General features: G+C 40.8%; 20 protein-coding genes, 1 pseudogene and 1 riboswitch. Of the genes and pseudogenes, 3 read left to right on the top strand and 18 right to left on the bottom strand.

Annotation, left to right across the window (positions count from 1 at the left end; translation table 11 throughout):
• Window positions 1-65: 65 nt before the first annotated feature.
• Window positions 66-219, top strand: a riboswitch (SAM riboswitch).
• A gap of 78 nt (window positions 220-297) precedes the next feature.
• Together mtnK and mtnA are read left to right on the top strand one after the other, a co-directional pair.
• A complete protein-coding gene (mtnK, locus tag ACJ9PY_RS15000; RefSeq protein WP_411738465.1) occupies window positions 298-1,500 on the top strand; it encodes an S-methyl-5-thioribose kinase in 1,203 nt (400 codons plus the stop codon).
• A gap of 14 nt (window positions 1,501-1,514) precedes the next feature.
• Entirely contained in the window at window positions 1,515-2,561 is a 1,047-nt protein-coding gene (mtnA, locus tag ACJ9PY_RS15005) for an S-methyl-5-thioribose-1-phosphate isomerase (protein WP_096337444.1), read from the top strand.
• Between the two features lie 174 nt (window positions 2,562-2,735).
• Here the strand turns inward: mtnA and ACJ9PY_RS15010 are convergent, their stop codons facing one another.
• The 11 genes from ACJ9PY_RS15010 to qoxA form a co-directional block, all read right to left on the bottom strand.
• Window positions 2,736-3,623 carry an LCP family protein gene (locus tag ACJ9PY_RS15010; protein ID WP_411738466.1) on the bottom strand — a complete coding sequence of 296 codons (888 nt, stop codon included), beginning with the start codon at window positions 3,621-3,623 and terminating at the stop codon, window positions 2,736-2,738.
• Window positions 3,624-3,736: 113 nt separating this feature from the next.
• Entirely contained in the window at window positions 3,737-5,197 is a 1,461-nt protein-coding gene (locus tag ACJ9PY_RS15015) for a S41 family peptidase (RefSeq protein ID WP_411738467.1), read from the bottom strand.
• A gap of 280 nt (window positions 5,198-5,477) precedes the next feature.
• The gene (gene deoD / locus ACJ9PY_RS15020; protein ID WP_034307509.1) at window positions 5,478-6,182 is read right to left on the bottom strand and encodes a purine-nucleoside phosphorylase; all 705 of its coding nucleotides are present in this window, start codon (window positions 6,180-6,182) and stop codon (window positions 5,478-5,480) included.
• Window positions 6,183-6,413: 231 nt separating this feature from the next.
• Window positions 6,414-6,584 (bottom strand): YozD family protein, encoded by a 171-nt coding sequence (locus tag ACJ9PY_RS15025; RefSeq protein ID WP_064505166.1) that lies wholly within the window; start codon window positions 6,582-6,584, stop codon window positions 6,414-6,416.
• Between the two features lie 171 nt (window positions 6,585-6,755).
• Window positions 6,756-7,463 carry a hypothetical protein gene (locus ACJ9PY_RS15030; RefSeq protein WP_411738468.1) on the bottom strand — a complete coding sequence of 236 codons (708 nt, stop codon included), beginning with the start codon at window positions 7,461-7,463 and terminating at the stop codon, window positions 6,756-6,758.
• A 150-nt stretch (window positions 7,464-7,613) separates the two neighbouring features.
• On the bottom strand, window positions 7,614-9,380 hold the full coding sequence (locus ACJ9PY_RS15035; RefSeq protein WP_106027680.1) for an ATP-binding protein: 1,767 nt from the start codon (window positions 9,378-9,380) through the stop codon (window positions 7,614-7,616).
• Between the two features lie 14 nt (window positions 9,381-9,394).
• On the bottom strand, window positions 9,395-9,637 hold the full coding sequence (locus ACJ9PY_RS15040; protein ID WP_034307512.1) for a YozE family protein: 243 nt from the start codon (window positions 9,635-9,637) through the stop codon (window positions 9,395-9,397).
• 944 nt (window positions 9,638-10,581) lie between these two features.
• Window positions 10,582-10,869 carry a cytochrome aa3 quinol oxidase subunit IV gene (qoxD, locus tag ACJ9PY_RS15045; protein ID WP_057277337.1) on the bottom strand — a complete coding sequence of 96 codons (288 nt, stop codon included), beginning with the start codon at window positions 10,867-10,869 and terminating at the stop codon, window positions 10,582-10,584.
• A 2-nt stretch (window positions 10,870-10,871) separates the two neighbouring features.
• Window positions 10,872-11,468, bottom strand: a complete 597-nt coding sequence (qoxC, locus tag ACJ9PY_RS15050) for a cytochrome aa3 quinol oxidase subunit III (protein WP_063575880.1) — start codon at window positions 11,466-11,468, stop codon at window positions 10,872-10,874.
• The gene (gene qoxB / locus ACJ9PY_RS15055; RefSeq protein ID WP_057277335.1) at window positions 11,459-13,414 is read right to left on the bottom strand and encodes a cytochrome aa3 quinol oxidase subunit I; all 1,956 of its coding nucleotides are present in this window, start codon (window positions 13,412-13,414) and stop codon (window positions 11,459-11,461) included. Before qoxB ends, qoxC begins: the two co-directional genes overlap by 10 nt.
• A 50-nt stretch (window positions 13,415-13,464) precedes the next feature.
• Window positions 13,465-14,406 (bottom strand): cytochrome aa3 quinol oxidase subunit II, encoded by a 942-nt coding sequence (gene qoxA / locus ACJ9PY_RS15060; protein ID WP_411738469.1) that lies wholly within the window; start codon window positions 14,404-14,406, stop codon window positions 13,465-13,467.
• A gap of 279 nt (window positions 14,407-14,685) precedes the next feature.
• Between qoxA and ACJ9PY_RS15065 the strand changes: the two are divergent.
• A pseudogene (locus tag ACJ9PY_RS15065) lies at window positions 14,686-14,795 on the top strand (hypothetical protein); the annotation flags it as partial.
• A 326-nt stretch (window positions 14,796-15,121) separates the two neighbouring features.
• On the opposite strand, the gene ACJ9PY_RS15070 reads toward ACJ9PY_RS15065, so the two are convergent.
• The 7 genes from ACJ9PY_RS15070 to ACJ9PY_RS15100 form a co-directional block, all read right to left on the bottom strand.
• A complete protein-coding gene (locus ACJ9PY_RS15070; RefSeq protein WP_063575878.1) occupies window positions 15,122-15,403 on the bottom strand; it encodes a YokU family protein in 282 nt (93 codons plus the stop codon).
• Between the two features lies 1 nt (window position 15,404).
• Window positions 15,405-16,808: a lysine 2,3-aminomutase gene (gene ablA / locus ACJ9PY_RS15075; protein WP_411738470.1), complete on the bottom strand. Its 1,404-nt coding sequence runs from the start codon at window positions 16,806-16,808 to the stop codon at window positions 15,405-15,407.
• 118 nt (window positions 16,809-16,926) lie between these two features.
• Window positions 16,927-18,306 (bottom strand): sigma-54 interaction domain-containing protein, encoded by a 1,380-nt coding sequence (locus tag ACJ9PY_RS15080; protein ID WP_411738471.1) that lies wholly within the window; start codon window positions 18,304-18,306, stop codon window positions 16,927-16,929.
• 82 nt (window positions 18,307-18,388) lie between these two features.
• Window positions 18,389-19,237 carry a putative beta-lysine N-acetyltransferase gene (ablB, locus tag ACJ9PY_RS15085; protein WP_098864281.1) on the bottom strand — a complete coding sequence of 283 codons (849 nt, stop codon included), beginning with the start codon at window positions 19,235-19,237 and terminating at the stop codon, window positions 18,389-18,391.
• 77 nt (window positions 19,238-19,314) lie between these two features.
• Window positions 19,315-20,586: a peptidase gene (locus ACJ9PY_RS15090; protein ID WP_411738472.1), complete on the bottom strand. Its 1,272-nt coding sequence runs from the start codon at window positions 20,584-20,586 to the stop codon at window positions 19,315-19,317.
• A gap of 9 nt (window positions 20,587-20,595) precedes the next feature.
• Window positions 20,596-21,261, bottom strand: coding sequence for a 3-oxoacid CoA-transferase subunit B (locus ACJ9PY_RS15095; RefSeq protein ID WP_098185832.1), 666 nt, complete (start codon window positions 21,259-21,261; stop codon window positions 20,596-20,598).
• Window positions 21,228-21,938, bottom strand: coding sequence for a CoA transferase subunit A (locus ACJ9PY_RS15100; RefSeq protein ID WP_098185859.1), 711 nt, complete (start codon window positions 21,936-21,938; stop codon window positions 21,228-21,230). The genes ACJ9PY_RS15095 and ACJ9PY_RS15100 overlap by 34 nt, the downstream gene beginning before the upstream one ends.
• Window positions 21,939-21,940: the final 2 nt, after the last annotated feature.

A 21,940-nucleotide genomic window follows, 5' to 3' on the forward strand; every position in this document is an offset into this window, starting at 1 on the left:
CATTGACAAACTATTTAAAAAGTTGATATTATTTTCCCGAAGATTAAAATTTCAGAAAACATTTACTCTTATCAAGAGCAGGCTGAGGGATAAAGGCCCTATGAAGCCCAGCAACCGACTGTAATACCATTGTGAAATGGGGCGGATCTTCCGCCGGATTATTAAATCCACAGAGCACGGTGCTAATTCCACCAGAATTCATTTTCTGGAAGATAAGAGGTCCGAAGTCAAAACTTCTGCCTCTTTCTATATGAAAGAGGCTTTTTTATTCTTATTTTGAATCTGGAGGGGAAAAGAATGACTCAAAACCATTCAAATTTTAAGAGATTGACAAACGAAACAGCTATAACCCTTGCAAAAAAACTTGGGTTGGTCAATGCGGATGCAAGTTTGAAATGTAATGAAATCGGCGATGGAAACTTAAATTATGTTTTTCATATTACAGACACGGTCACAAACAAAGGTCTAATAATCAAACAAGCGGTCCCTTATGCCAAGGTACTTGGTGAAAGCTGGCCGCTGACATTGAAAAGGGCAGCCATTGAAGCGAATGCGCTGATTCATTTCAGAAGTTATTGCCCCGAATTCGTACCGCAAGTCTACTATTCGGATGAACAGCTTGCCATCACAGTCATGGAGGATTTATCGCACTTGAAAATCGTTAGAAAAGGATTGATCGATGGCGATTCATATCCATTGCTTTCACAGCATATTGGTGAGTATGTTGCGAAGACGGCATTTTATACATCCGATTATCATTTAGAACCCTCTTCGAAAAAGGAGGTGGCCCGACACTTCACGAATCCCGAACTCTGCAAAATCACTGAGGTCTTTATTTTCACGGATCCATTTTTTGAGGAACTCCCTGGAGATTTCGAGGTGGAATTGAAAGATGCCGCCAAAAAAATATGGAATGATCAAGAAGTGATACTTGAGGTCGCCAAGCTGAAGCAAAGCTTTGAAACCGAGCAGGAAGCCTTGCTTCATGGAGATTTACATACTGGAAGTATATTTGCAAGTGTAACTGAAACAAAGGTTATTGACCCGGAATTCGCTTTTTATGGGCCAGTTGGTTTTGATCTTGGTCAATACACCGCCAATCTTCTCTTTCAGGCAGTCACACGCAATGGCGCTGGAAAGGAAGAGATTTTCACGCTCCTTCATGAATTTTGGAATGCCTTTGAAGAAACTTACACCAAATTATGGGAGGTCCAAAATAAAAGTCCATTCCGCCATGTGAAGGGTTATCTGCCTTATTTACTGACAAAATTCAAAAAAGATGCATTCGGCTTTGCCGGCTGCGAACTGATTCGGCGAACCATTGGCCTTTCCCATGTAGCCGATTTAAACGTCATTGAAGATAAAGAAACAAGGATCGCAGCCAAAACGGCAACATTGGAAATCGGTACTTTTTTAATTAAAAAACGGGGAGAATTGGATGTTCCAGCCGTCATTGAAGCGTTGAAGCAACGGACACTGCCATCTTACTCAACCATTTAAAAGGAGACCTGCACATGACTACACTAGCACCCTTACCATATTCGGTACATTGGGATGATACCCATATTACATTATTAAATCAACAAGCCCTTCCTTCCATAACTGAATTTATTGAACTTCATTCTGTTGATGATGTATATGACAGCATTTTGTCATTAAAAGTTCGCGGTGCCCCAGCAATTGGGCTGACGGCAGCATTTGGTGTTGCACTTGGCGCCAAGAAGGAAACAACCGCTGAATTAGGGGAATTCAAGAAAAATGTAACGAGGCATATTGAAAAACTCGCCTCTTCACGGCCTACTGCAGTCAACCTTTTTTGGGCGTTAAGGAGGATGGAGAACACCTTGCAGGCTGCTCAAAGCATTTCAACTGCCAAGGAAGCACTTGTATCGGAGGCTAAAGCCATCTTTGCTGAAGATGAAGAAATGTGCAGGAAAATCGGGGAACATGGTTTATCCCTATTCAATAGAGGAGATTCCATTCTTACTCATTGCAACGCTGGCGGAATCGCCACGGCTCGGTATGGCACAGCCTTGGCTCCCTTCCACCTGGCTAAAGAAAGGGACTTTCCGCTAAAAGTGTACGCATGTGAAACAAGGCCTGTCCTGCAAGGGGCGCGTTTGACGGCTTGGGAATTGATGCAAGCGGGAGTTGACGTCACTTTAATTTCTGATAATATGGCTGCCCATACGATTCACCAGAAAGGAATAAAGGGAATTATCGTCGGGGCCGACAGGATTGCGGCAAATGGAGATACTGCCAATAAAATCGGGACGTTGGGATTGGCCATATTAGCCAAGCACTTTGGTATCCCCTTTTATGTGGCCGCACCATCAAGCACATTCGACCTTTCTATCGAATCCGGCACATCCATCCCGATCGAAGAACGGAATGGAACGGAAATCACCTTCATTCAAGGTGTAAGGATCGCTCCGGAAAACGTGAAGACTTTCAATCCAGCCTTCGACGTTACACCGAATCATCTAATTACAAGCATCATTACCGAAAACGGCATCATAACACCGGATTTCTTCAAAAACATTCCGCATTTTGTTAATTGATCCAGGTTCCTTTTATGGTGTTAAAAAACGAGAAGGATTTTTTATCCCTCTCGTTTTTTAAAGGTGATCGTATTAAGATTATTCTTGCGAGGTCTATAATACAATATTTAAATTTGAACATCTTCAGTTAATATTAGGATGTCTTCGATAATAAAAGAGCATAGGACATTCTTATTATTTTGAAAAGAACTCCTGAAGTGCCTTTTTATTTTCGGTACAGTCCATTTCCAAAACGGCTCCGGACTGGGGATATATTTCATCTTTAAAGCTTCCTTTCACTGGAACCCTTAAGGTCTCGACCGTGTCCGGTGTATGGAAGACGGCTTTGGGACCCATTTCCATTATTGTTTTCAGTCCAATATCCGTATCCAAGTACGAGAGTCCTTGTTCGATTATACTAGGAAGGGCTGCCAAACCTTCGAAGGATGAGATTTGATTTATAAACGCTGTTTTTAATTGAACCATTACTTCTTGTTGACGCTCAACCCTGCCAAAATCACTTTCATCGTCATGTCTAAAACGGACATATTTCAATAATTCCTCACCATGTAAAACATTTTTACCGACGCTTGCTTGGATGCTCATATCATCTATGATTTCCTGATCCACATTCACCGCCACCCCCTCAGGGGCAAGTAAATCCACCATCTTCACAAATCCCTTAAAGTCGATTACCGCTACATGGTCGATCTTGACATCGAAGTTTTCCTGTATGGTTTTCTTGAGCAATTCCCTTCCACCATAATAATAAGCAGCATTTATTTTGTTATATCCTGATTTATTCCCGGGGATTTTCACATAACTATCACGCATAATCGAAGCCAGCTTCAGTTTCTCCTGCTCAGGAAAGTATTTTGCCAGGATAATCGCATCTGAACGAGATTTTTGCTCTCCCCTTGTGTCAACACCAATTAACAGAAATGTTTTATCGCTTTCCTTAGTCTCTTCATTGGTTAGTTTTTTTTCCGTACCTTCATTTCCATTTTGTTTGGGTAAAGGGGCATAGATGCAGCCTGCCAGAATCAAGACCAATAGATATATGAACAATACCTTTTCTTTCATTACCTCACCTCATCGGAAAATTACCCCTATTCTCTGCCTAATTTTGGAATTCTATGCATGAAACGAAAAAAAAGCCTGCCAACGATAACCGCTGACAGGCTTTTCAATCAAAATCATTTATTGATTTCTTTCTTTAATACTTCCACTGCCTTTTTCACTTGTGTGTCGTTCTTAAGGATTTTCTCCTGGATGACCTGCATCAATTTCACGGTAGTATCATCCTTAATGGTGCCGGTTTCTTTAATTTTTTGTTCCCTTTGGAATGCTGTGACCGCATTCTTGGTTGCTTCATCGAAGAATCCATCTATCTTCCCTGGATCATGGCCTGCTTCCTTCAGCATCTCTTCAGCTGCTTTCACTTCACTCGAAGAATCGGATGCTTTCAATTCCTTATCAGGCGAAATGTACGGAAGGCTGGCATAATCAGGAAGCTTCACAGTAATATCCGGCTTGATCCCTTTTTTATGAATCCAATTGCCTTCAGGAGTCAACCATTTAGCTACCGTATATTTGAAGTTAGATCCATCTTTAAAGTCTTTGGCTTGCTGCACTGTCCCTTTCCCAAATGACTTGACACCGATCAATGGAATGTCCGCAGACTCACTGACAGCCGCTGCAACGATCTCAGAAGCACTGGCACTTCCATCATCAATCAACACGACTACCGGGATTTTCAGTTCTCCATCATTCTCCGATTTATAGACATCTTTTTTCCCGCTGCGATCCTCAACTTGAAGGACCACTTTCCCATTAGGTATGAACAGGCTTGCCATTTCTATTGCTTGATCAAGAAGTCCTCCTGGGTTTCCTCGCAGATCCAATACGAGACCCTTCATGTCCTTCTTCGACATTTCTTCAAGCGCCGTTTTCAACTCTTGGACTGTATGTTCGGAAAAACTGGTCACTTGAATTTTTGCAACTCCATCATCAAGCATTTCCGCATATACCGTTTCAATCGGAATTGTGTCCCGTTTAATGGTGAGCTCAATCGGTTCCGACTCACCAGCTCTTGAGATGGATAAATCCACTTTCGTTCCCTTTTCGCCCCTGATTTTCAGGACAGCTTCAGAAGAGCTGAGTCCTTCAACACTTTTACCGTCCACACTTAATATGATGTCATTCGGTTTTACCCCTGCTTTTTCTGCTGGGGATCCTTTTATCGGTGAGACCACCATGATTTGTCCATCCTGCTCCTGAATCTCAGCACCGATTCCTTCAAAAGATGAAGAGATGCTCTCACGGAAACTCGATGCTTCCTTTTTATCCATATAAGCAGAATAGGGATCATCCAATGATTTGATCATTCCATTAATTGCGCCGTCAACCAGCTTTTCTTCATCAACCTCTTCATAATAGTCATCTTTTATCTTATCGTATGTAGAATACAGCTTTTCAAATTCCGCATGCTTATCCGGTGCTAATGACTCTACTTTTTTATCTCCAAAGGTCAAGGCTATTGTAGTAATCCCTGCAGTTAGAAATATGACTAAGAAAATCCCCATAATGAACGTAAACTTCTTTATTTTTATGAATTTCCCTGCCTCTTTTGTCTGTTTTTGATTTTCTTCTTCCACTGAAGCCTCACCACTTTCATTCTTCATGACGATATAAACGATTTCATTCCTATTTTATCAGCTTTCTTGCCAATCGAAAAATAATAGTTATCAAAAATAACAACTTATAGCCATATGTATTTTTTAAAAAACTTCAAATCATGGAGAATGCTCCAAGGACAACTGGCATCTCCTGATATTACAAAAATGCGGATACCTGGAACAAATGAGCCTGTATCCAACATGCTATTATACAGCATCACTTATTCCTGGTCACCCGCCTGTCATTTACATAAAATTATCAGTCCTGGATAGCTGCTTCCAATGCCACTTCAACCATTTCGTTAAAGGTTGACTGGCGCTCATCCGCCGACGTTTCCTCACCAGTTAAAATGTGATCGGAAATGGTCAATACGGATAAAGCTTGGCGTCCAAATTTAGCAGCAAGCGTGTAAAGGGCCGCTGATTCCATTTCTATCGCAAGTATTTGGTATTTTGCCCATTTTTCCAATTCACTATTATCGTTATAAAACTGATCGGCCGTAAATACATTACCGACCTTCAATTGCAAGCCCTTTGCCGTGCCGGCGTCATAAGCTTTTCTAAGTAATTCGAAATCCGCGGTCGGGGCAAAGTCCACCCCGCCGAAAGTCATGCGGTTCATTTGGGAATCGGTGGAAGCACTCATGGCAAGGATCACATCCCTGACTTTTACATCTTTTTGAATCGCTCCTGCAGTTCCCACACGAATCAACTTCTGGACATTATAGCTATTCATCAATTCATTCACGTAAATCGAAATGGATGGGACACCCATGCCTGTACCTTGTACAGAAATTCGTTTTCCTTTATATGTCCCTGTATATCCAAACATGTTACGAACTTCATTATAAAGTTTAGCATCCTCTAAAAATGTTTCAGCAATATATTTTGCACGCAACGGGTCCCCAGGAAGTAAGACCGTTTCCGCAATTTCATTCTCTTTTGCACCAATATGTACGCTCATACGACTATGTCCTCCTTAACTTGTGGTTGAAATGATATTCAAAAACTACTATACCATATCAACCACAAGTTAGGAAAATCGAACCTTATCTGGAACTTGAAAAACTGGAAATCACGAAACGACTTTTGGCACCCTTCCTAAATCGCAAACAAAACGGCGGAGGTCCGCCGTCTTTTTTTTAATGGTTAATAAAATTAAGGGAAAGGAAGCTGCTAACCGTCTTATGACAGGTTACTCATCGACTTCTTCATCAATTATGCATTTTTCAAGAAGATATTCGAATGTGATGTCAGCAAGATCTTCAACTTCAGCTTCTGTTGGAAGATAGCCCCGTCTTATCAATTCTTGAAAAAAGAATTCCGCTATCTCTTCTGTATCAATAAAAACCTCAATTTCTCGCAAATCATCGCCCCCTTATTTAAAGGTCTATGAATGTGTAGAGACAAATATACCAGTAAGGCATCCCTTAATGGAAAAACATATGAAGGGTCTATCGTTATCAAGTTCCATTCTTGTTCAATTTGAATGGATACTTCTATAGGGAATTTGGAAATTGCCCTTTATAGGTGTCTTTCACTTCGTTTGCTTCTTTTTATGATCTGGATAAATTTCCTCTGCCGCCTTTTCTATTTTAGCAAGGGCGATTTTCATGATGTGACGATATTCATCATCGCCAAAATGTTCGTAGAGCTTACAATAATCATTATATAAATCCAACAGGCCATCAATCATTTCCTTTTTTTCATCTTTTGTCATTGTCATTTCTCGCTCACCTTTACCAGGGTTGTTTTGTTTAGCAATGATAGCAAGCTCATTTTTCTTTTGAGGAAGGAGCAGACCCAACTTTTTAATGATTCCATCTGCACGTTTAGCATCGGCAATCAAAGTCAGTTCTTCTTCATGCGCTTCAAGCCATTCACTATCAGAGATTCTTGATAACTCATAGATTACATCCTCCCAGGCATTTTCCTTATAGCGCCAAATTTCCGTTCGATAGCCGATAATCTTGAAATAATCCTGTTCATATCCATCCACTTGGACCAAGTCACCTAATAAAAATTTATATTCAATATCGATTTGTTCTTTCGGATAAAGGATTTCTCCTTCATATTCATTTATCGATTGCAATGTTTTTTCGATATAAAGACCTTCACTATAGTTCACTTCATACACATAAGCACCATCGAGAAATTTTACATCGGTTATATTCCCGACTGTCCCATACATTGTTATTACGACTGTATCGCCTAATTTAAATTTCGGCTGTTTTTTTTTGCCCATAAGAGACATCCCCCAATATGGTCCTTATCGTTTGATTAGTAAATTATATGCACAAACAAACATGGAGGTTAATGGAATTAAGCGGGCATATTGCTCATTTAGCTAATTAACCGGCCCATTTATTTAAGGGCACTACAACCAAAAACCGCCTCATTTAATGAGACGGTTCGTAGTGGGGATAGTGAGCGTCACTTTCGTTCCTTCGTCGGGGACGCTCTCAATTTGGAATTTCCCTTTTAATTCCTCCATTATCTGAATGCATGTCGCTACACCTAATCCGTTTCCATCCGGTTTGGTGGTATAAAAGGGCATACCGATATTTTTTAAATTCTCGGGACTTATACCTTTTCCATCATCACTGATCACTAATCTTATATATTGGGAGATGGAATCGTGATGCAGTTCAATCTGCCCCCTTGCTTCGATGGCTTCACATGCATTATTCAAGACATTCAGAAGAACCTGCCTTAACCGGTTTCTGTCTGAATAAACAATGACGGATTGTGTCATGCCATTAATTATTCTTACATGAGAACTCGGAATTGAGGAAGTATAGGTATCCATAATTTCATCAAGGAAATCCTTTAAATCGATTTTCTCCCATTCCAGTTGATGCGGTTTTGCCAAATCAAGAAGTTGTGTTACAAATACATTGACCCGATCCACTTCATGAAGCATGACATCGCTATATTTTTCTATCAATGATTTATCATGATCCTGGCTCTTCAATAATTGGAAAAAACCCTTTATTGTCGTCAATGGGTTCCTGATTTCATGGGCGACACCGGCAGCAAGCTGGCCTACATACTTCAATTTTTCCGTACGGACGATTTCCTTCTCACGATCTTCTATCGTTTCCATCATTCTTAGAAAGGCAAGGTTCAATTTTTCCATTTCCTCGAAGCTTCTTTTATCGGAAATGATGAATTCCTTTCCTCCTATGAAATCCTCTGTTGCTTCGACAAGTTCTTGAACTGGCCGAACGAGGGTCTTTGTTAGTAAATAGACAGCCAGAATGATAGAAACAAAAACGATGCTGTAGATGGTCAGGTACCGTGTCAATAGGTCATTCAAAGGCTGAAACACCTGCTTCTTATCAGCACCCACAACAACAAACCATTTATTCTCTGTTTGGGCTATCGTATGGACAGGCTTGATGGAATATATTTTTTCCCCATTCTCTGCACTGTACAAATCATCCGATAACGAAGCTTCCATCAGCTTATCTTTTGTTAATCCCATTTCTCTCAAGGCAGAATCCTGCATAATGCCATGTGGGTCTTTTTTCGAAATCATGATGCCTTCCTGGTTGATCATGAAAAAGTTCACTGGGTATTTATCACTAATTTCATCAGCTTTTTTTTCCATCATCTCCCACAACCCTTCCAAACGGAAAGCTGTGGATACGACTCCGATCATTTCCCCTGCATGATCATATACCGGCGTACTCAGAGCTATAATCGGTTCTGAGAAAGCCCGGGTTTTATATACGTCTGAAAGGAACTCATGACCTTCTATTGCCTCTTTGAACCATATTCTCTTCGCGAGGTTATCCCCGATCATTTTATTGGATGTATCTGCAATGACATTGCCTTCCATATCCAAATGCATAACTCCGTAATAATTTCCTTTTGCATCGATAAACTTTTTTAGTTCATCTGACTTCTCTTCTTTTGAGTGGCCAGGATTGATGATTGCAGAATTTGCACTCATTAATTTCACATCACTGATCCGTTCGTTCAAATAGCTGTATGTTTCATTTACAATATTCAGTGAACCTGCATTCAGGGCATTTTTTGCTTCCTTCTCCAGAAGGGAGCGTTGTGATCCATAGGATATGATTCCCAAAATCAGAAGAGGAACACTTGCAATAAGTAAAGAATAAAGCAAAATTCGGGTTTGAAGGCTTTTTAACATCCTTCCAATCCTCCCTATTCCTGATCTCCCAATATGAGCCCTTCTTCTATTTGGACATACTGTTCCCACGCTTGATCGAATACTGACATACTTTCGAGATAGTCTGCATTCAATTCTAAATAACTGCTCAGTTCATTATAATCAGTCGATTGTTTTGGGAAGCCATGATCCTCATAGGCATAATTGGCAAATTTAGTGATTGCATCAATCTCCTTTGGTTGTCGAAATTTCATTAAATATAAATAAAATGGTCTCATGATGTCGAGCCCCCCTAAAATAACTATGATTTCTGCTTTAATATATCGGAAACTTTCGCTTCCGTCCACTTTTTTAAAAAACAATTTGGTTTTTTCTTCCTCACTTTATGAAATCCACGATTTTTCAACACAAAACGCATTCGTTTTATTACGGAATTACACTAAAATATCGTACTCTTTCCTTAAAACGGAAAATTTCTTTATTTTTTACGATATCGTTCTAAATATGTTCGATAAAGGAGACGAAGTTCTTCAACTGGTATCAATCAATGCCCAAGGCCTATAATAAACATGCGGTGCACGGTCTGTCATTCCGCATGAAGGGTGACGGAATGATTTCAAAAACCTTCAATTTCCCGCAGGCTATAGTTTTCTGAAAGGAAAAATCAAATCCCCTTCATCGATAGAAATAGTGGTTTACACTGTTCTGTCTAAAATGAGGGGATTTATTCATTCATATTATATGGAACAATTTATTGCTTTTGTTTGCTGTAAAAAATCCAGTCTTTTCACTATCGCCTTACACCTCTTACGAATAGTATGAAGAACATATTACTCACGAGTAGGATTTTCACGATGAAGTTCTTGATAATGATATGCTTTCATTGCATCTGGAGAAATAGGGAATTTCTTTTTGGTACTCTTCCCAGCCATCAAACACCTTGCTATTACTTTTCCCTAATAGTTTATAAAACATTTTTTTAGATGGCTATCTGAATCCGCACGATCAGTTGCTATTTCCCCCATTCTCATTGGGATTGGAAATAACCTTAAAAGGGAATTTCAATAGCCGTATCCCTTAAATGAAGGTCTTTTTAAAATTGGAATTTATCAGCAGTTATATTGTGATAGGGCTTTATAAGCTTTTCCCTATTCATAGCTCATTGTCCCTATTTCAACTTCAATTACTCATCATACGCCTTCTGTTCCCAAGCTGTATCATATCAATAACTCCAACCCCAGATCATACATAGTATTGTACCGAAGACAGTAATTAGAGCTAGGAATATAGCGCAATATAATGTCATAAAAATTGATTTGCTATCATCAGTTTCACGAGCATGCATAAACACAACTAGTTGAACAGCTGCTTGTATGAATGCTGTCAATATAAAAATCGTCATGCCTGTTGCTTTTGACATATTGAAGAAGTAAACCAAAATAGCTACAAACGTCAAAATCAATGAAAATACAAACCCCCATACTTGCTTAGCCGGGAATAATTCCTTCATGTTCATGTCATCCCTTTCATGTAGATAAAGGTGAAGATGAAGATCCAAACGATATCTAAGAAATGCCAGTAAAGAGAGAAAATGAAAGATTTATTGGCTGTTTCAGGTGTCAACCCGCGTTTTTTCACTTGAAGGATAATAAATAACCCCCAGAAAAGCCCTAATGTAACATGTGCTCCATGTGTCCCTAATGTTGTAAAAAGCATCGATGTAAATGCACTAGTTTGCAGTGTAGCTCCTTCGCGATAATAGGTAATGAACTCAGTAATTTCAAATCCTATAAATCCTAATCCAAGAAGGAGAGTGATTACGAAAAATGTCAACATAGCTTTCTTGTTGCCAATTCGCATGGCATGAATTCCAAGCCCGATGACAAAACTGCTTGTTAAGAGCAAGAATGTTTCAGCAAGTACTGGAGTGATTTCAAATAATTCTGCTCCTGCAGGTCCATTACCCGTACGATCAACTAATGTAAAGTATGATGCAAAGAGTGTTGCAAAAAGCATAATTTCGGCTCCAAGGAAAATCCAGAAGCCTAAAATATTTAGACGATTTTGTTCCGTACTATATTCAAGAGGTTGCGAGTGATCTATTTCCATTTATTAACACCTCCGAATTTTGCTTCTGTCTCTTTAATTTCTTCTACAGAAATGTAATGCCCATGATCAATTTCGAATGAACGATGAGCCATGCAAACAAAGATACCGATTAACCCAATAATCGCAAGAAACCATATGCTGAATACTAACGCAAATCCAAAGACAAAGAAGATACAGGACAGGATAAACGGTCCCCCGCTGTTATTGGGCATATGAATTTTTTCATAGTCACCCTTGAATAATTCATGACCATTATATTTAGCATCCCAAAACGTTTCCCTTGAGTTCACTTGTGGAATAATAGCAAAGTTATATTCTGGTACTGGATTATGAGTAGCCCATTCAAGGGAACGTGCATCCCACGGATCATCACTAACATCTCTTGGAGCATGGCGAATGCTATAGTAAATCGTATATACGATTAATACAAAGCTGATTGCCATTAAAGCTGCCCCGATAAACGAAATCATATTCAATGGTCCAAATCCAGTCGATTCAGAGTATGTGTACATACGACGTGCTTGACCATCTAAACCCGTAATATACATAGGGAAGAATGCTAAGCAAAAACCAATGGTTAGAAACCAGAACGCCCATTTCCCAATCCTTTCATTCAACATGAAACCAAACATTTTCGGCCAGTAGTAAGTTCCGGCACCAAGCACAGCAAATACTACACCCGGAATAATGACATTGTGGAAGTGAGCTACTAAAAACATTGTATTATGGTATTGATAATCCGCCGCTGACATCGCAAGCATAACCCCGGTAACTCCACCGATTGTGAAAAGAGGTATGAAACCTATTGAATAAAGCATAGGTACGGTAAATCTGATTCTGCCTTTCCACATCGTGAACAACCAGTTAAAGATCTTGATTCCAGTCGGGATAGCGATTACCATCGTTGTAATCGAGAAAATACTATTAACATATGCTGCTTGCCCCATTGTAAAGAAATGGTGCGTCCAAACGAAGAATGAATATATAGAGATAAATACCATTGAAGCAACCATTGATCGATATCCATATAGGTTACGTCGTGAAAAGGTTGGGATAATCTCACTAAAAAGACCAAATGCAGGCAAAATTAAGATATAAACTTCAGGATGTCCCCAAACCCAGAACAGGTTAGCCCAAAGCATATCCATACCCCCATCAGTCATTGTGAAAAACTTGGTTGCAAATAGTCGATCCATTGTTCCCATGATCAGCGCCACTGTTAATACAGGGAATGCGAAAATGATAATAATGCTTGTGACTAAAGCAGACCATGTAAACATTGGCATTTTCATTAATGTCATACCGGGTGCTCTCATTTTAAGAATAGTCGTCAAAAAGTTAATCCCCGTCATTAATGTACCTATTCCGGCTATCTGAATACCAATCATATAATAATTCGTTCCAACATGCGGGCTAAATTCATTACCTGCAAGCGGGAAATAAGATGTCCACCCTGCATCAGGCGAACCACCAATTACAAAAGAGATGTTGAATAGCATCGCACCCATAAAAAATAACCAGAAACTTACGGCATTTAGACGTGGGAATGCTACATCTCGGGCTCCAATTTGTAATGGCACTACGAAATTCATTAAGGCCATAATGTACGGCATCGCCATAAAGAGAATCATCACAACCCCATGTGTTGAAAAAATTTCATTATAGTGCTGTGAATCTAATAATTTGTTATCCGGTACGGCAAGTTGCGCACGCATCATCACAGCATCTACCCCGCCACGAAATAGCATTAGCAAAGCAGATATTAGATACATAATACCTATTCTTTTATGATCGACGGTTGTTAGCCAGCCACTCCATAAAAAAAACCATTTTTTAAAGTGGGTTAAACCAACAATGATCAAGAGAACAGTAACACCAATGGCCACCATTGATGAGTAAATGACGGGACTAGGATTAGGTATAAGAAATCTAGAAAAAAAACCCATACTTTTGTGTTTCCTTTCTGAAAATATTTTTCTCGAGATAGACTAAGCAATTATTCATGATTGTGTACTGGTTTTTCTTTACTATTACTTGACTTATGATCATGTTCCATATGTTCGCCTTTTGAATTCGCGTTAGAGTCACTTGAGCCATGATGATGTCCAGCATTTTCACCTTCTGGAGCTGGTGAGAAGTCTAAATGAGTTCCAGTAAACGTTAACTGTCCTTCATGACCCGGTTTTAATAATTCATTGAATCTTACTTCAGTAATGGGTTTCGCAGTTTCTTTAACTTCCTTTACCCATTCATCAAACTTATCTTGAGACATCGCTTCGACGTTGAACATATTTTCAGCGAATCCTTTCCCACTAAAGTTTGCATTTCGTCCCATCATTTCCCCTGATTCGTCCGCTGCTAAGTGTAATGTGGTCACCATGTTAGACATGGCATATTTTTGACCGCCAAGTTGTGGAATCCAGAAACTCGTGATAGGCCCGAATGAATAAAGTTTAAATTCAAGTGGTCGATTTGTTGGAATATACAAGTAGTTAACTGTCTCGATATCGTTTTCTGGATAACTAAAATGCCACTTCCAGTCTGATGACGAAGCGTAAATAACTAATGGATCTTGACCCTTGTACCCTTCCGGAGTGGCTTCCACTTTATTGTTGGAAATTACAGAAACAACGGAGAAGAAAATGACGATTAAAATTGGGACCCCAACAATAATCGTTTCAACAACATGATTCCCTTCAATGTAGGGTGGTTCATAATCTTTAGGTAGTTTAGAGTCACGGTATTTCGTTAACACAAAGACTAAAATAGCACAAACAACTATAACAATAACCGCCATGATCGCAATTGATAGCCAAATCACATTGGCCTGCGTTTGGGCTTGAGGTCCTTTAGGGTCTAAGACCGCTAATGATTCACAGCCAGAAAGCACATTGACGATGGTAGAAAGAATAGCTAATGTAACCCATTTTATTTTCATATATGTACCCTTTCTTTTAAGATTCATTTCTAAGTTATCCACAAAAAATGAAGTTATCCCAAAAAATGCTTATTAAGAATGGTAATTTCTCACAATCATACTTATAGGCGGGATATATATATGAATTCATTTGGGGGATGTTCAGAGAAACAGGTAATCTAAATACCTACTTGCTTTGAAAAGAAATTTGAATATGTGAGGAGGAGATACTGCATGGATTTTTTTATTCCTAGTGGTCAAAGTACGGGAGTGAAGATGAAGATTTAAAATGGTTGAGAATTGTCCTTGATAGGGGTTGGCTGCACTATTGGTACTGGATTTTTTCTTGGACCGGCCATTGATGATATAAAATAACAGGCCCTTCAATTTTCCTTTCCTTTACAACAGCCGCAGGGATTTTAATTTTGTACGATTGGTCTTTCATTATTATTTCTGCTCTTCGTATTTTGAAAATAAAATTTAGTTGTTTTAACAGTGCTTTTTCATCTACCCTAATACCCTTTGAAGAAATTTAAAAAGACCCCTCCAAAAGAGGCCTCCAAAATAATATATCTCAATATACCGCTTGCTTCCTTCAGAATTCCGCGTCACTACGGAAAGCAACCGCTAATAATGCCTTCACTGTTCGAGATGTGCACCCTATCGACTGCACCGCCGGGCGCACAGAAAAACCTCACCAAAAAAAGTAGATGATGAGGTAACTTCTAATTATTTTTTATTTCCCAAAATCAAAATAATTCCGCTTTAACAACCGCTTCATCTTCAATAACTCGTCATACGTCGTCTGTTTCCCTAACTCTTTCGTATCAATTAAAAACAGCTGGTCTTCAATCTCTTTAGTCGTTTCATCACTCTGAAATAGCGCATGGCAATTATCACAATAGAACGATGGCGTTTCATCAATTTCAACCGCTCTCGATCCATCTGGCAACTCCCAAAACACTGTATCGGTTACCGATTGTAATGTTCCGACCTCACACCATGGACACGTCTCCATGCTATTCATCCCCCTTAGGAGTGCTCTTTTTTTGCTGTGCCTGGAATTTCTTTTCTTTTAACAAATCTCGCTTTTCACGTTTGTTCTTCAATGAAGCATGCTCTGGATTGGTCACGTAATTTTCCCGACGGTTCATTCGCTTCAGCCCTTCAGGCACTAAATTGAATTGCTTGTCGTTCATTAAACCAGATACACCTATATCTGACTGTTTTTCTTCCATATCAGGATATACCCCTTTGAAATAATCATCTGCAAGTCCTGGTGTATATTGCTCAGGTTCAGGATATGTGGTTATCACACCTTCAAAATTGCGCAGCACCGTTTTTGTTGGAGATTGTGAAAGGATATAATTCGGCTGCAGGGTGATTTTCCCTCCCCCTCCTGGAGCATCGACGACGAAGGTAGGCACTGCATACCCGGATGTATGGCCCCGGAGCCCTTCGATGATTTCAATTCCTTTTGAAATGGGTGCCCTGAAATGACCGATTCCTTCAGAGAGGTCGCACTGATAGATATAGTAAGGGCGGACACGGATCTTAACAAGATCATGCATCAGCTTTTTCATGATTGCGACACTGTCATTTATCCCCGCTAAAATAACTGCCTGGTTACCTACAGGTACACCCGCATCGGCAAGCATCTCACATGCTTTCTTTGACTCTTCGGTAATTTCTATCGAGGTATTGAAATGAGTATTCAGCCAAACCGGGTGATATTTTTTTAAAATGGCACATAAATTTTCAGTGATTCTTTGAGGAAAAACAACCGGTGCCCGTGTACCTATCCTGATTATTTCAACATGAGGAATTTCCCTTAAGTTTTTGAGGATATATTCAAGGATCGTGTCATTGATCAATAATCCGTCCCCGCCGGAAATAAGGACATCCCGAACTGCCGGTGTGTCACGTATATAACCGATTGCTGCGTCCAATTGTTTTTTTGGCACGCCCATGCCAATTTGGCCTGAAAAACGTCTTCGCGTACAATAACGGCAGTACATGGAACATTGATTCGTCACCAAAAAAAGAACGCGATCCGGATATCTATGGGTCAATCCCGGTACAGGGGAGTCCTCATCCTCATGCAGGGGGTCTTCCATGTCATATTTGGTTTTATGCATTTCTTCCGAGATTGGGACCGATTGCATTCTGATTGGACACCTTGGGTCATCTTTATTCATTAACGAAGCATAGTATGGGGTGATATTCAATGGAATGGTTTTCGTGGAAATCCTCACGCCTTCCTCTTCATCCGGAGTCAGGTTTATCACTTTTTTCAAATCATCAACTGTTCGGATCGTATTTGTAAGCTGCCACAGCCAGTTGTTCCATTGTTCTTCGGTTACATCTTCCCATAGCTCTATATCTTTCCAATTGCGGTCTGGCTTATATAAGTCAAATAACATGGTTATACCTCCTGAGTTATGATAGTAGTATTAAATGCAAGAAGGATGCCAAAATGACCCAAAAATTCGAATGCCCATAAAAAAAACCGGACTGCAGGCTGCATCCGGATTTTTTCCATCAAATATGTTTTTTTATTTTATATTGCAAGGTCTGTCTTGGAATTTGCAATAGCTTCGATGCTTGGAAAACGTTACCGTTCGTTTGAAGAAGGGCCTCGGTAATCAATTTTGTTTCCATCTCAATCATGGCCTCACGAAGCGGAAGTATTTTAGCGGATGGGTTGCGCTTCTTTAAAAACTGGGGCAAATCTTCAAGGTTCAATACATCATTCTCCGTATGGTTCATCATGAATTCTATCGTATGTTTAAGTTCCCTTACATTTCCAGGCCAGTCATATTTCCGAAAAAAATCCTTTGTCTTCTCATCCATGCCTTTTATGGACAGTCCTAATTTACTGTTAAATATTGATATGAAATGTTCAGAAAGAAGCTCTATATCATCAATCCGCTCCCTTAGCGGAGGCAGCTCGTAGCTCAATACGTTCAATCGGTAAAATAAATCCGGCCTTAGCCTATTTTCCGATACGGCCTTTTTCGGATCAATATTCATCGCTGCCATGATCCTGACATTCACCTGTACACTTTTTGTGCCACCTATCCTCCTGATGAACCCATCTTCAAGCACGCGCAGAAGCTTTGCCTGCAAGTCAATCGGCATCGATTGCAATTCATCCAAAAACAAGGTTCCGCCGTTGGCCAATTCAAACAATCCCTGTCGCTCCACAGCACCAGTGTAGCTTCCTTTTGCCGTACCGAATAGAAGCGATTCCAATAAACTTTCTGGTAAGGCCGCACAATTTTGAGCGATGAAAGGTTCATTACTGCGGCTCGATTCCTGGTGGATGCTTTGAACAAAAAGCTCTTTTCCTACACCGCTTTCCCCATAAACCAATACCGATGAGGTGGAGCGGGCAGCCTTTTTACCTTGGGATATCAAACTTTTAAACCCCTTATCACTTGTCAGGATTTCAGTGAAAGAATACAATCCGCCGTTCCCAGTCGTTTTCCTTTGAGGACTTTTGATTGTCTTGAGCGAGCTTTCCAGATCAGCTAACCTTTCCGATAATTGCTTCAAGCTTGAATAATCCTTTGCAATCTCGATTGCACCTATCATAAACCCATCTACATATATGGGTAGAGTAGTATTTAGCGTCTCAATGATACGCCCATGAGCATTTACATACGATTGACTATAGTTATAGATTGGTTTTTCAGATTTAATGACCCGGAGTAACGTCGATGATTTGTGATTCAAAGAAGGGAACGCTTCAAGCAACGGTTTCCCGAGCACTTCACTTCTTTTCATCCCATCATGATTGGCGGCCACTTCGTTATAAAAGATGGTCTGTCCTTTTGGATCTATCACATGAATGCCTTCATCAATGGTTTCTAATATCGCTTCCAACACTTCACTTGTATTAAAAAATTCACTAGGCAAGCTATCCCTCCTCAATACCTTCTTGCTAGATGTATATGAGGAAATGCCAAAAACTTGTCATGAACCGCCTAAAAATGAGCATTCAACTAAAGTTTTTCACCCAAAGATTCATATCTTCCAGCTTATCAAAGATATAACAATTATTGGCCAAACGTCCGCGGTACGAGTATCCATGCTGATGCAATGCAGCATTCATGCCGAACGAGAGCGACCGGGCAATCGAATAGATACAATAAATGCCGTGTGAAATAAGATAGTCTTCAAGCGCGGAAATCAAGTGTTTCATCAAGCCGTACTGCCGATGTTCCGGCAATGTCGCACAGTCAGTGATTTCTGCATTATGGTAAAAGGAATTAATTTCTGCGGAAGCAGCACTGACGATCCTCTCTTCATGGACATAAATATAAAAAACCGTTCCCATTTCCATGCACTTTTTCACATAAACCGGATCATTCATGGGTGTGGGATACACCTCGAAAACCTTCCCATACAGTTGGGCCAGCTGAAGTGCATCTGCCACTTCAGCTTTACGTCCTTGATAGGCTGACGGCGGTTCATCCAGTCCGGATTTAATCGGCAGCATCTGAACATCGGTAAGGATTTGATCTTCCCTTTCCCATTCAGCACTATTGCGCCTTTCATTCCGGTTATATTTAACAAGGAAGAAACAATCGCTTCCCAAAAAGAATTTATCGATGCTTCCTTCATATAGGAAGCCCTGAGCAAGCAATGCCATAACGTTTTCCTTGCGGGACTTGAAGATGATTTTTTCTGCTGATATGCTTTTAGCCACCTTCAAGGTTTCCTCCACGCATTCTTTAAAATGCCCTAGATAATCATCAACCCTGATTCGCTTATTAAAATGGTCGATCGTAATATGTATGGTGCACATTGGCTTTCGAATTCTTTTTTCGATGATTCCAGCCTCCATTTGTCCCGCTCCTTTCACATCTTCGAAAATTGTTGCGAAAGGCCTGACCCTTCCCGGATCAGACCTTGGAAAAATGATTATTCCTGGTCCACCCCACACCATTCAATAATGGTCAAAGCGATGATTTCCGCAACTTCCAACATTTTATCCACCTCTATATATTCGTTCGAATCATGGGCCATCTTCGTTTCCCCTGGTCCAAACACAACGACGGGGGTAGAACCAACCGATGAAAGATACCCTCCATCCGTCGCCCATGGTGAAGCTTCGACAAGCGGTTCTTCCCCGACCACTTTTTCATAGTATGTGCCAATTGTCTTCATGAGCGGGTGATTGATTTCGAGATTGCCAGGCAGCCATCTGGCCCCAAACCATTCTAATTCAATAGGTCTTTCTTTGAACCATGCATCACTCTCGTTTAAAGCATCTATTCGCTCCTTCAGCGATTCTTGTGCATCTTCCATGGTTTCTGTAGGGGCGATGCCGAATCTTCCTTCCAGGACGGCTGTATCCGGCACGGAGGAAGGCCAATTCCCGCTTTGAATGCTACCAATATTGATTGGAATGGGGATAGGGACATTTTTATAGAGTGAATGACGGAGTGACTCATTCCGTTCTTGTTCAAGCATCTTGATTTCTTTCATTACAACAACTGCTTTATCAATTGCACTGACTCCTTCATACCTAGTGCCTCCATGTGCAGACTTGCCTTTTATTCTCAGTCGAAACCACATCGAACCTTGCTGTAATGGGAATAGTTTCATATTTGTAGGTTCCGGAATGATTGCACCATCAGCTTTATACCCGCGTATGACTGCCGCAAGTGTGCCGGCACCACCGCTTTCCTCTTCAATCACACTCTGAAATATCAAATCCCCCTTCAATTGGATTCCAGATTCGACGATCGCTTCAATGGCCAGCAATAAAGATACATTGCCGCCTTTCATATCCGTCGTTCCCCGCCCGAAAACTTTCCCGTCCATCAACTTGCCGCTATAGGGTTCATCATGCCATGCTGCATGATCACCTTCAGGAACTACATCAATATGTCCGTTTAAAATAAGGGATTTCCCCTTGCCTGTTCCTCTTCTAATGGCCACAAGGTTCGGATTTCCTTTAAAATCCCTGCGGTCGCAATAAAAATGGGGATGTTTTCTTAATTGTTCATCCCCGATTTCCCATAGGTCTATTTCCAGACCAAGTTGTCTGCACTTTTCGACCACTATTGCTTGTGCACTTCCTTCTTGGCCCCTTTTGCTCGGTTCCTGAACCAGTTTTTGCAAAAGCTGAACCCCATTCATCCGATGTTCATTCAGCCATGTTCTTATTTTTTCCTCATACATATCCATTCTCCTCTCTCATTCTTTTAATTTGTGGATGTTTTCAGAGACGGTAAACAAGGCTTCGGTCCGATTCCTGATTTCCTCAATGCTGGACGTATCAAATACATCAGTTAATAGAAGGCCCTCCGAAGTTACGGAAAACACGCCTAATTCGGTGATGATCATATGTACGCATTTTTGGGCTGTTAACGGCAACGTACATGTTTTGACTAATTTAGACATGCCCGCTTTATCGTTATGTTCCATCAAGACAATGACCTTTTTTGCCTTTGCAGCCAGTTCCATTGCACCGCCCATGCCTGGTACCCGCTTTCCCGGAACAATCCAATTTGCGAGATCCCCAGCTTGACTTACTTGAAGGGCTCCTAGAATCGTGATATCCACCCTGCCGCGGCGTATCATTCCAAATGCAACAGTACTGTCGCAGTAAGAAGCCCCGGCTCTAATGGTGATCGGCAATCCCCCAGCATTGCAAAGATGCGCATCTTCCTTCCCCGTTTCAGGAGTACTGCCAATTCCCACAAGGCCATTTTCTGCATGAAACATCACTTTATGATCATCCCAAAGATGATTCGGTACAAGTGATGGAATGCCAATTCCCAAATTGACCAGCATCCCATCGCTTATTTCTGCTGCTGCCCGTTTCGCTATTCTGTTTCTATCCCCTGTTCCCAAACCCATTTCCAATCGACTCCTTTTGATGGAATGATATAATCCACAAAGGCCCCCGGTACAATGATGTTCTCTGGATCCAAAGTGCCCAGCGGAACGATTTGCCTGACTTCGACTATAGTGATCTGTCCGGCCGCAGCAACGATTGGATTCGTATTCCTGGCACTTTTATCGAATAGAAGATTTCCATAAGGATCAGCCATTTCTGCGTAAACAATGGCGATGTCTGCAGTTAATGCCGATTCCACCAGATAATTTTTCTTGCCTAGCTTAACGGTTTGCTTGCCGTCCCGGACGATATCGGCTTCCATTCCAATATCGGTCAATATCCCGCCGAGTCCCATCCCTCCGGCCCGGATGCGTTCGACAAGTGTCCCTTGCGGACAGAACTCCACTTCGAGTTCACCATTGTTCATTAATAGTCCTGCATTGGGATTGGAACCGATATGGGAAACGATGACTTTTTTCGCTCGGCGCTGGGTGACCAGTTTTCCGATTCCGATATTTGGGAAACCTGTATCGTTCCCAATCAAGGTTAAATCCTTAATACCTGATTCCAAAATCACATTGATCAATCCCGGAGGCGTCCCTATGCCACCGAATCCCCCAAATAGGATGGACTGTTTATCTTTAAAGTGATGGCGGACATCTTCCAAACGACAAATCTTCTGGAATGTATTTTCCACCA

This window comes from Peribacillus sp. S4, assembly GCF_046715815.1.
In the GTDB taxonomy this organism is placed as follows: domain Bacteria; phylum Bacillota; class Bacilli; order Bacillales; family DSM-1321; genus Peribacillus; species Peribacillus frigoritolerans.

Bases quoted from the DNA above. Each gene is read 5' to 3' on its own strand.
- mtnK (WP_411738465.1), top strand. From the start codon at position 298: ATGACTCAAAACCATTCAAATTTTAAGAGATTGACAAACGAAACAGCT.
- mtnA (WP_096337444.1), top strand. From the start codon at position 1,515: ATGACTACACTAGCACCCTTACCATATTCGGTACATTGGGATGATACC.
- ACJ9PY_RS15010 (WP_411738466.1), bottom strand. From the start codon at position 3,623: ATGAAAGAAAAGGTATTGTTCATATATCTATTGGTCTTGATTCTGGCA.
- deoD (WP_034307509.1), bottom strand. From the start codon at position 6,182: ATGAGCGTACATATTGGTGCAAAAGAGAATGAAATTGCGGAAACGGTC.
- ACJ9PY_RS15030 (WP_411738468.1), bottom strand. From the start codon at position 7,463: ATGGGCAAAAAAAAACAGCCGAAATTTAAATTAGGCGATACAGTCGTA.
- ACJ9PY_RS15035 (WP_106027680.1), bottom strand. From the start codon at position 9,380: ATGTTAAAAAGCCTTCAAACCCGAATTTTGCTTTATTCTTTACTTATT.
- ACJ9PY_RS15040 (WP_034307512.1), bottom strand. From the start codon at position 9,637: ATGAGACCATTTTATTTATATTTAATGAAATTTCGACAACCAAAGGAG.
- qoxD (WP_057277337.1), bottom strand. From the start codon at position 10,869: ATGAAGGAATTATTCCCGGCTAAGCAAGTATGGGGGTTTGTATTTTCA.
- qoxC (WP_063575880.1), bottom strand. From the start codon at position 11,468: ATGGAAATAGATCACTCGCAACCTCTTGAATATAGTACGGAACAAAAT.
- qoxB (WP_057277335.1), bottom strand. From the start codon at position 13,414: ATGGGTTTTTTTTCTAGATTTCTTATACCTAATCCTAGTCCCGTCATT.
- qoxA (WP_411738469.1), bottom strand. From the start codon at position 14,406: ATGAAAATAAAATGGGTTACATTAGCTATTCTTTCTACCATCGTCAAT.
- ACJ9PY_RS15070 (WP_063575878.1), bottom strand. From the start codon at position 15,403: ATGGAGACGTGTCCATGGTGTGAGGTCGGAACATTACAATCGGTAACC.
- ablA (WP_411738470.1), bottom strand. From the start codon at position 16,808: ATGTTATTTGACTTATATAAGCCAGACCGCAATTGGAAAGATATAGAG.
- ablB (WP_098864281.1), bottom strand. From the start codon at position 19,237: ATGGAGGCTGGAATCATCGAAAAAAGAATTCGAAAGCCAATGTGCACC.
- ACJ9PY_RS15090 (WP_411738472.1), bottom strand. From the start codon at position 20,586: ATGGATATGTATGAGGAAAAAATAAGAACATGGCTGAATGAACATCGG.
- ACJ9PY_RS15095 (WP_098185832.1), bottom strand. From the start codon at position 21,261: ATGGGTTTGGGAACAGGGGATAGAAACAGAATAGCGAAACGGGCAGCA.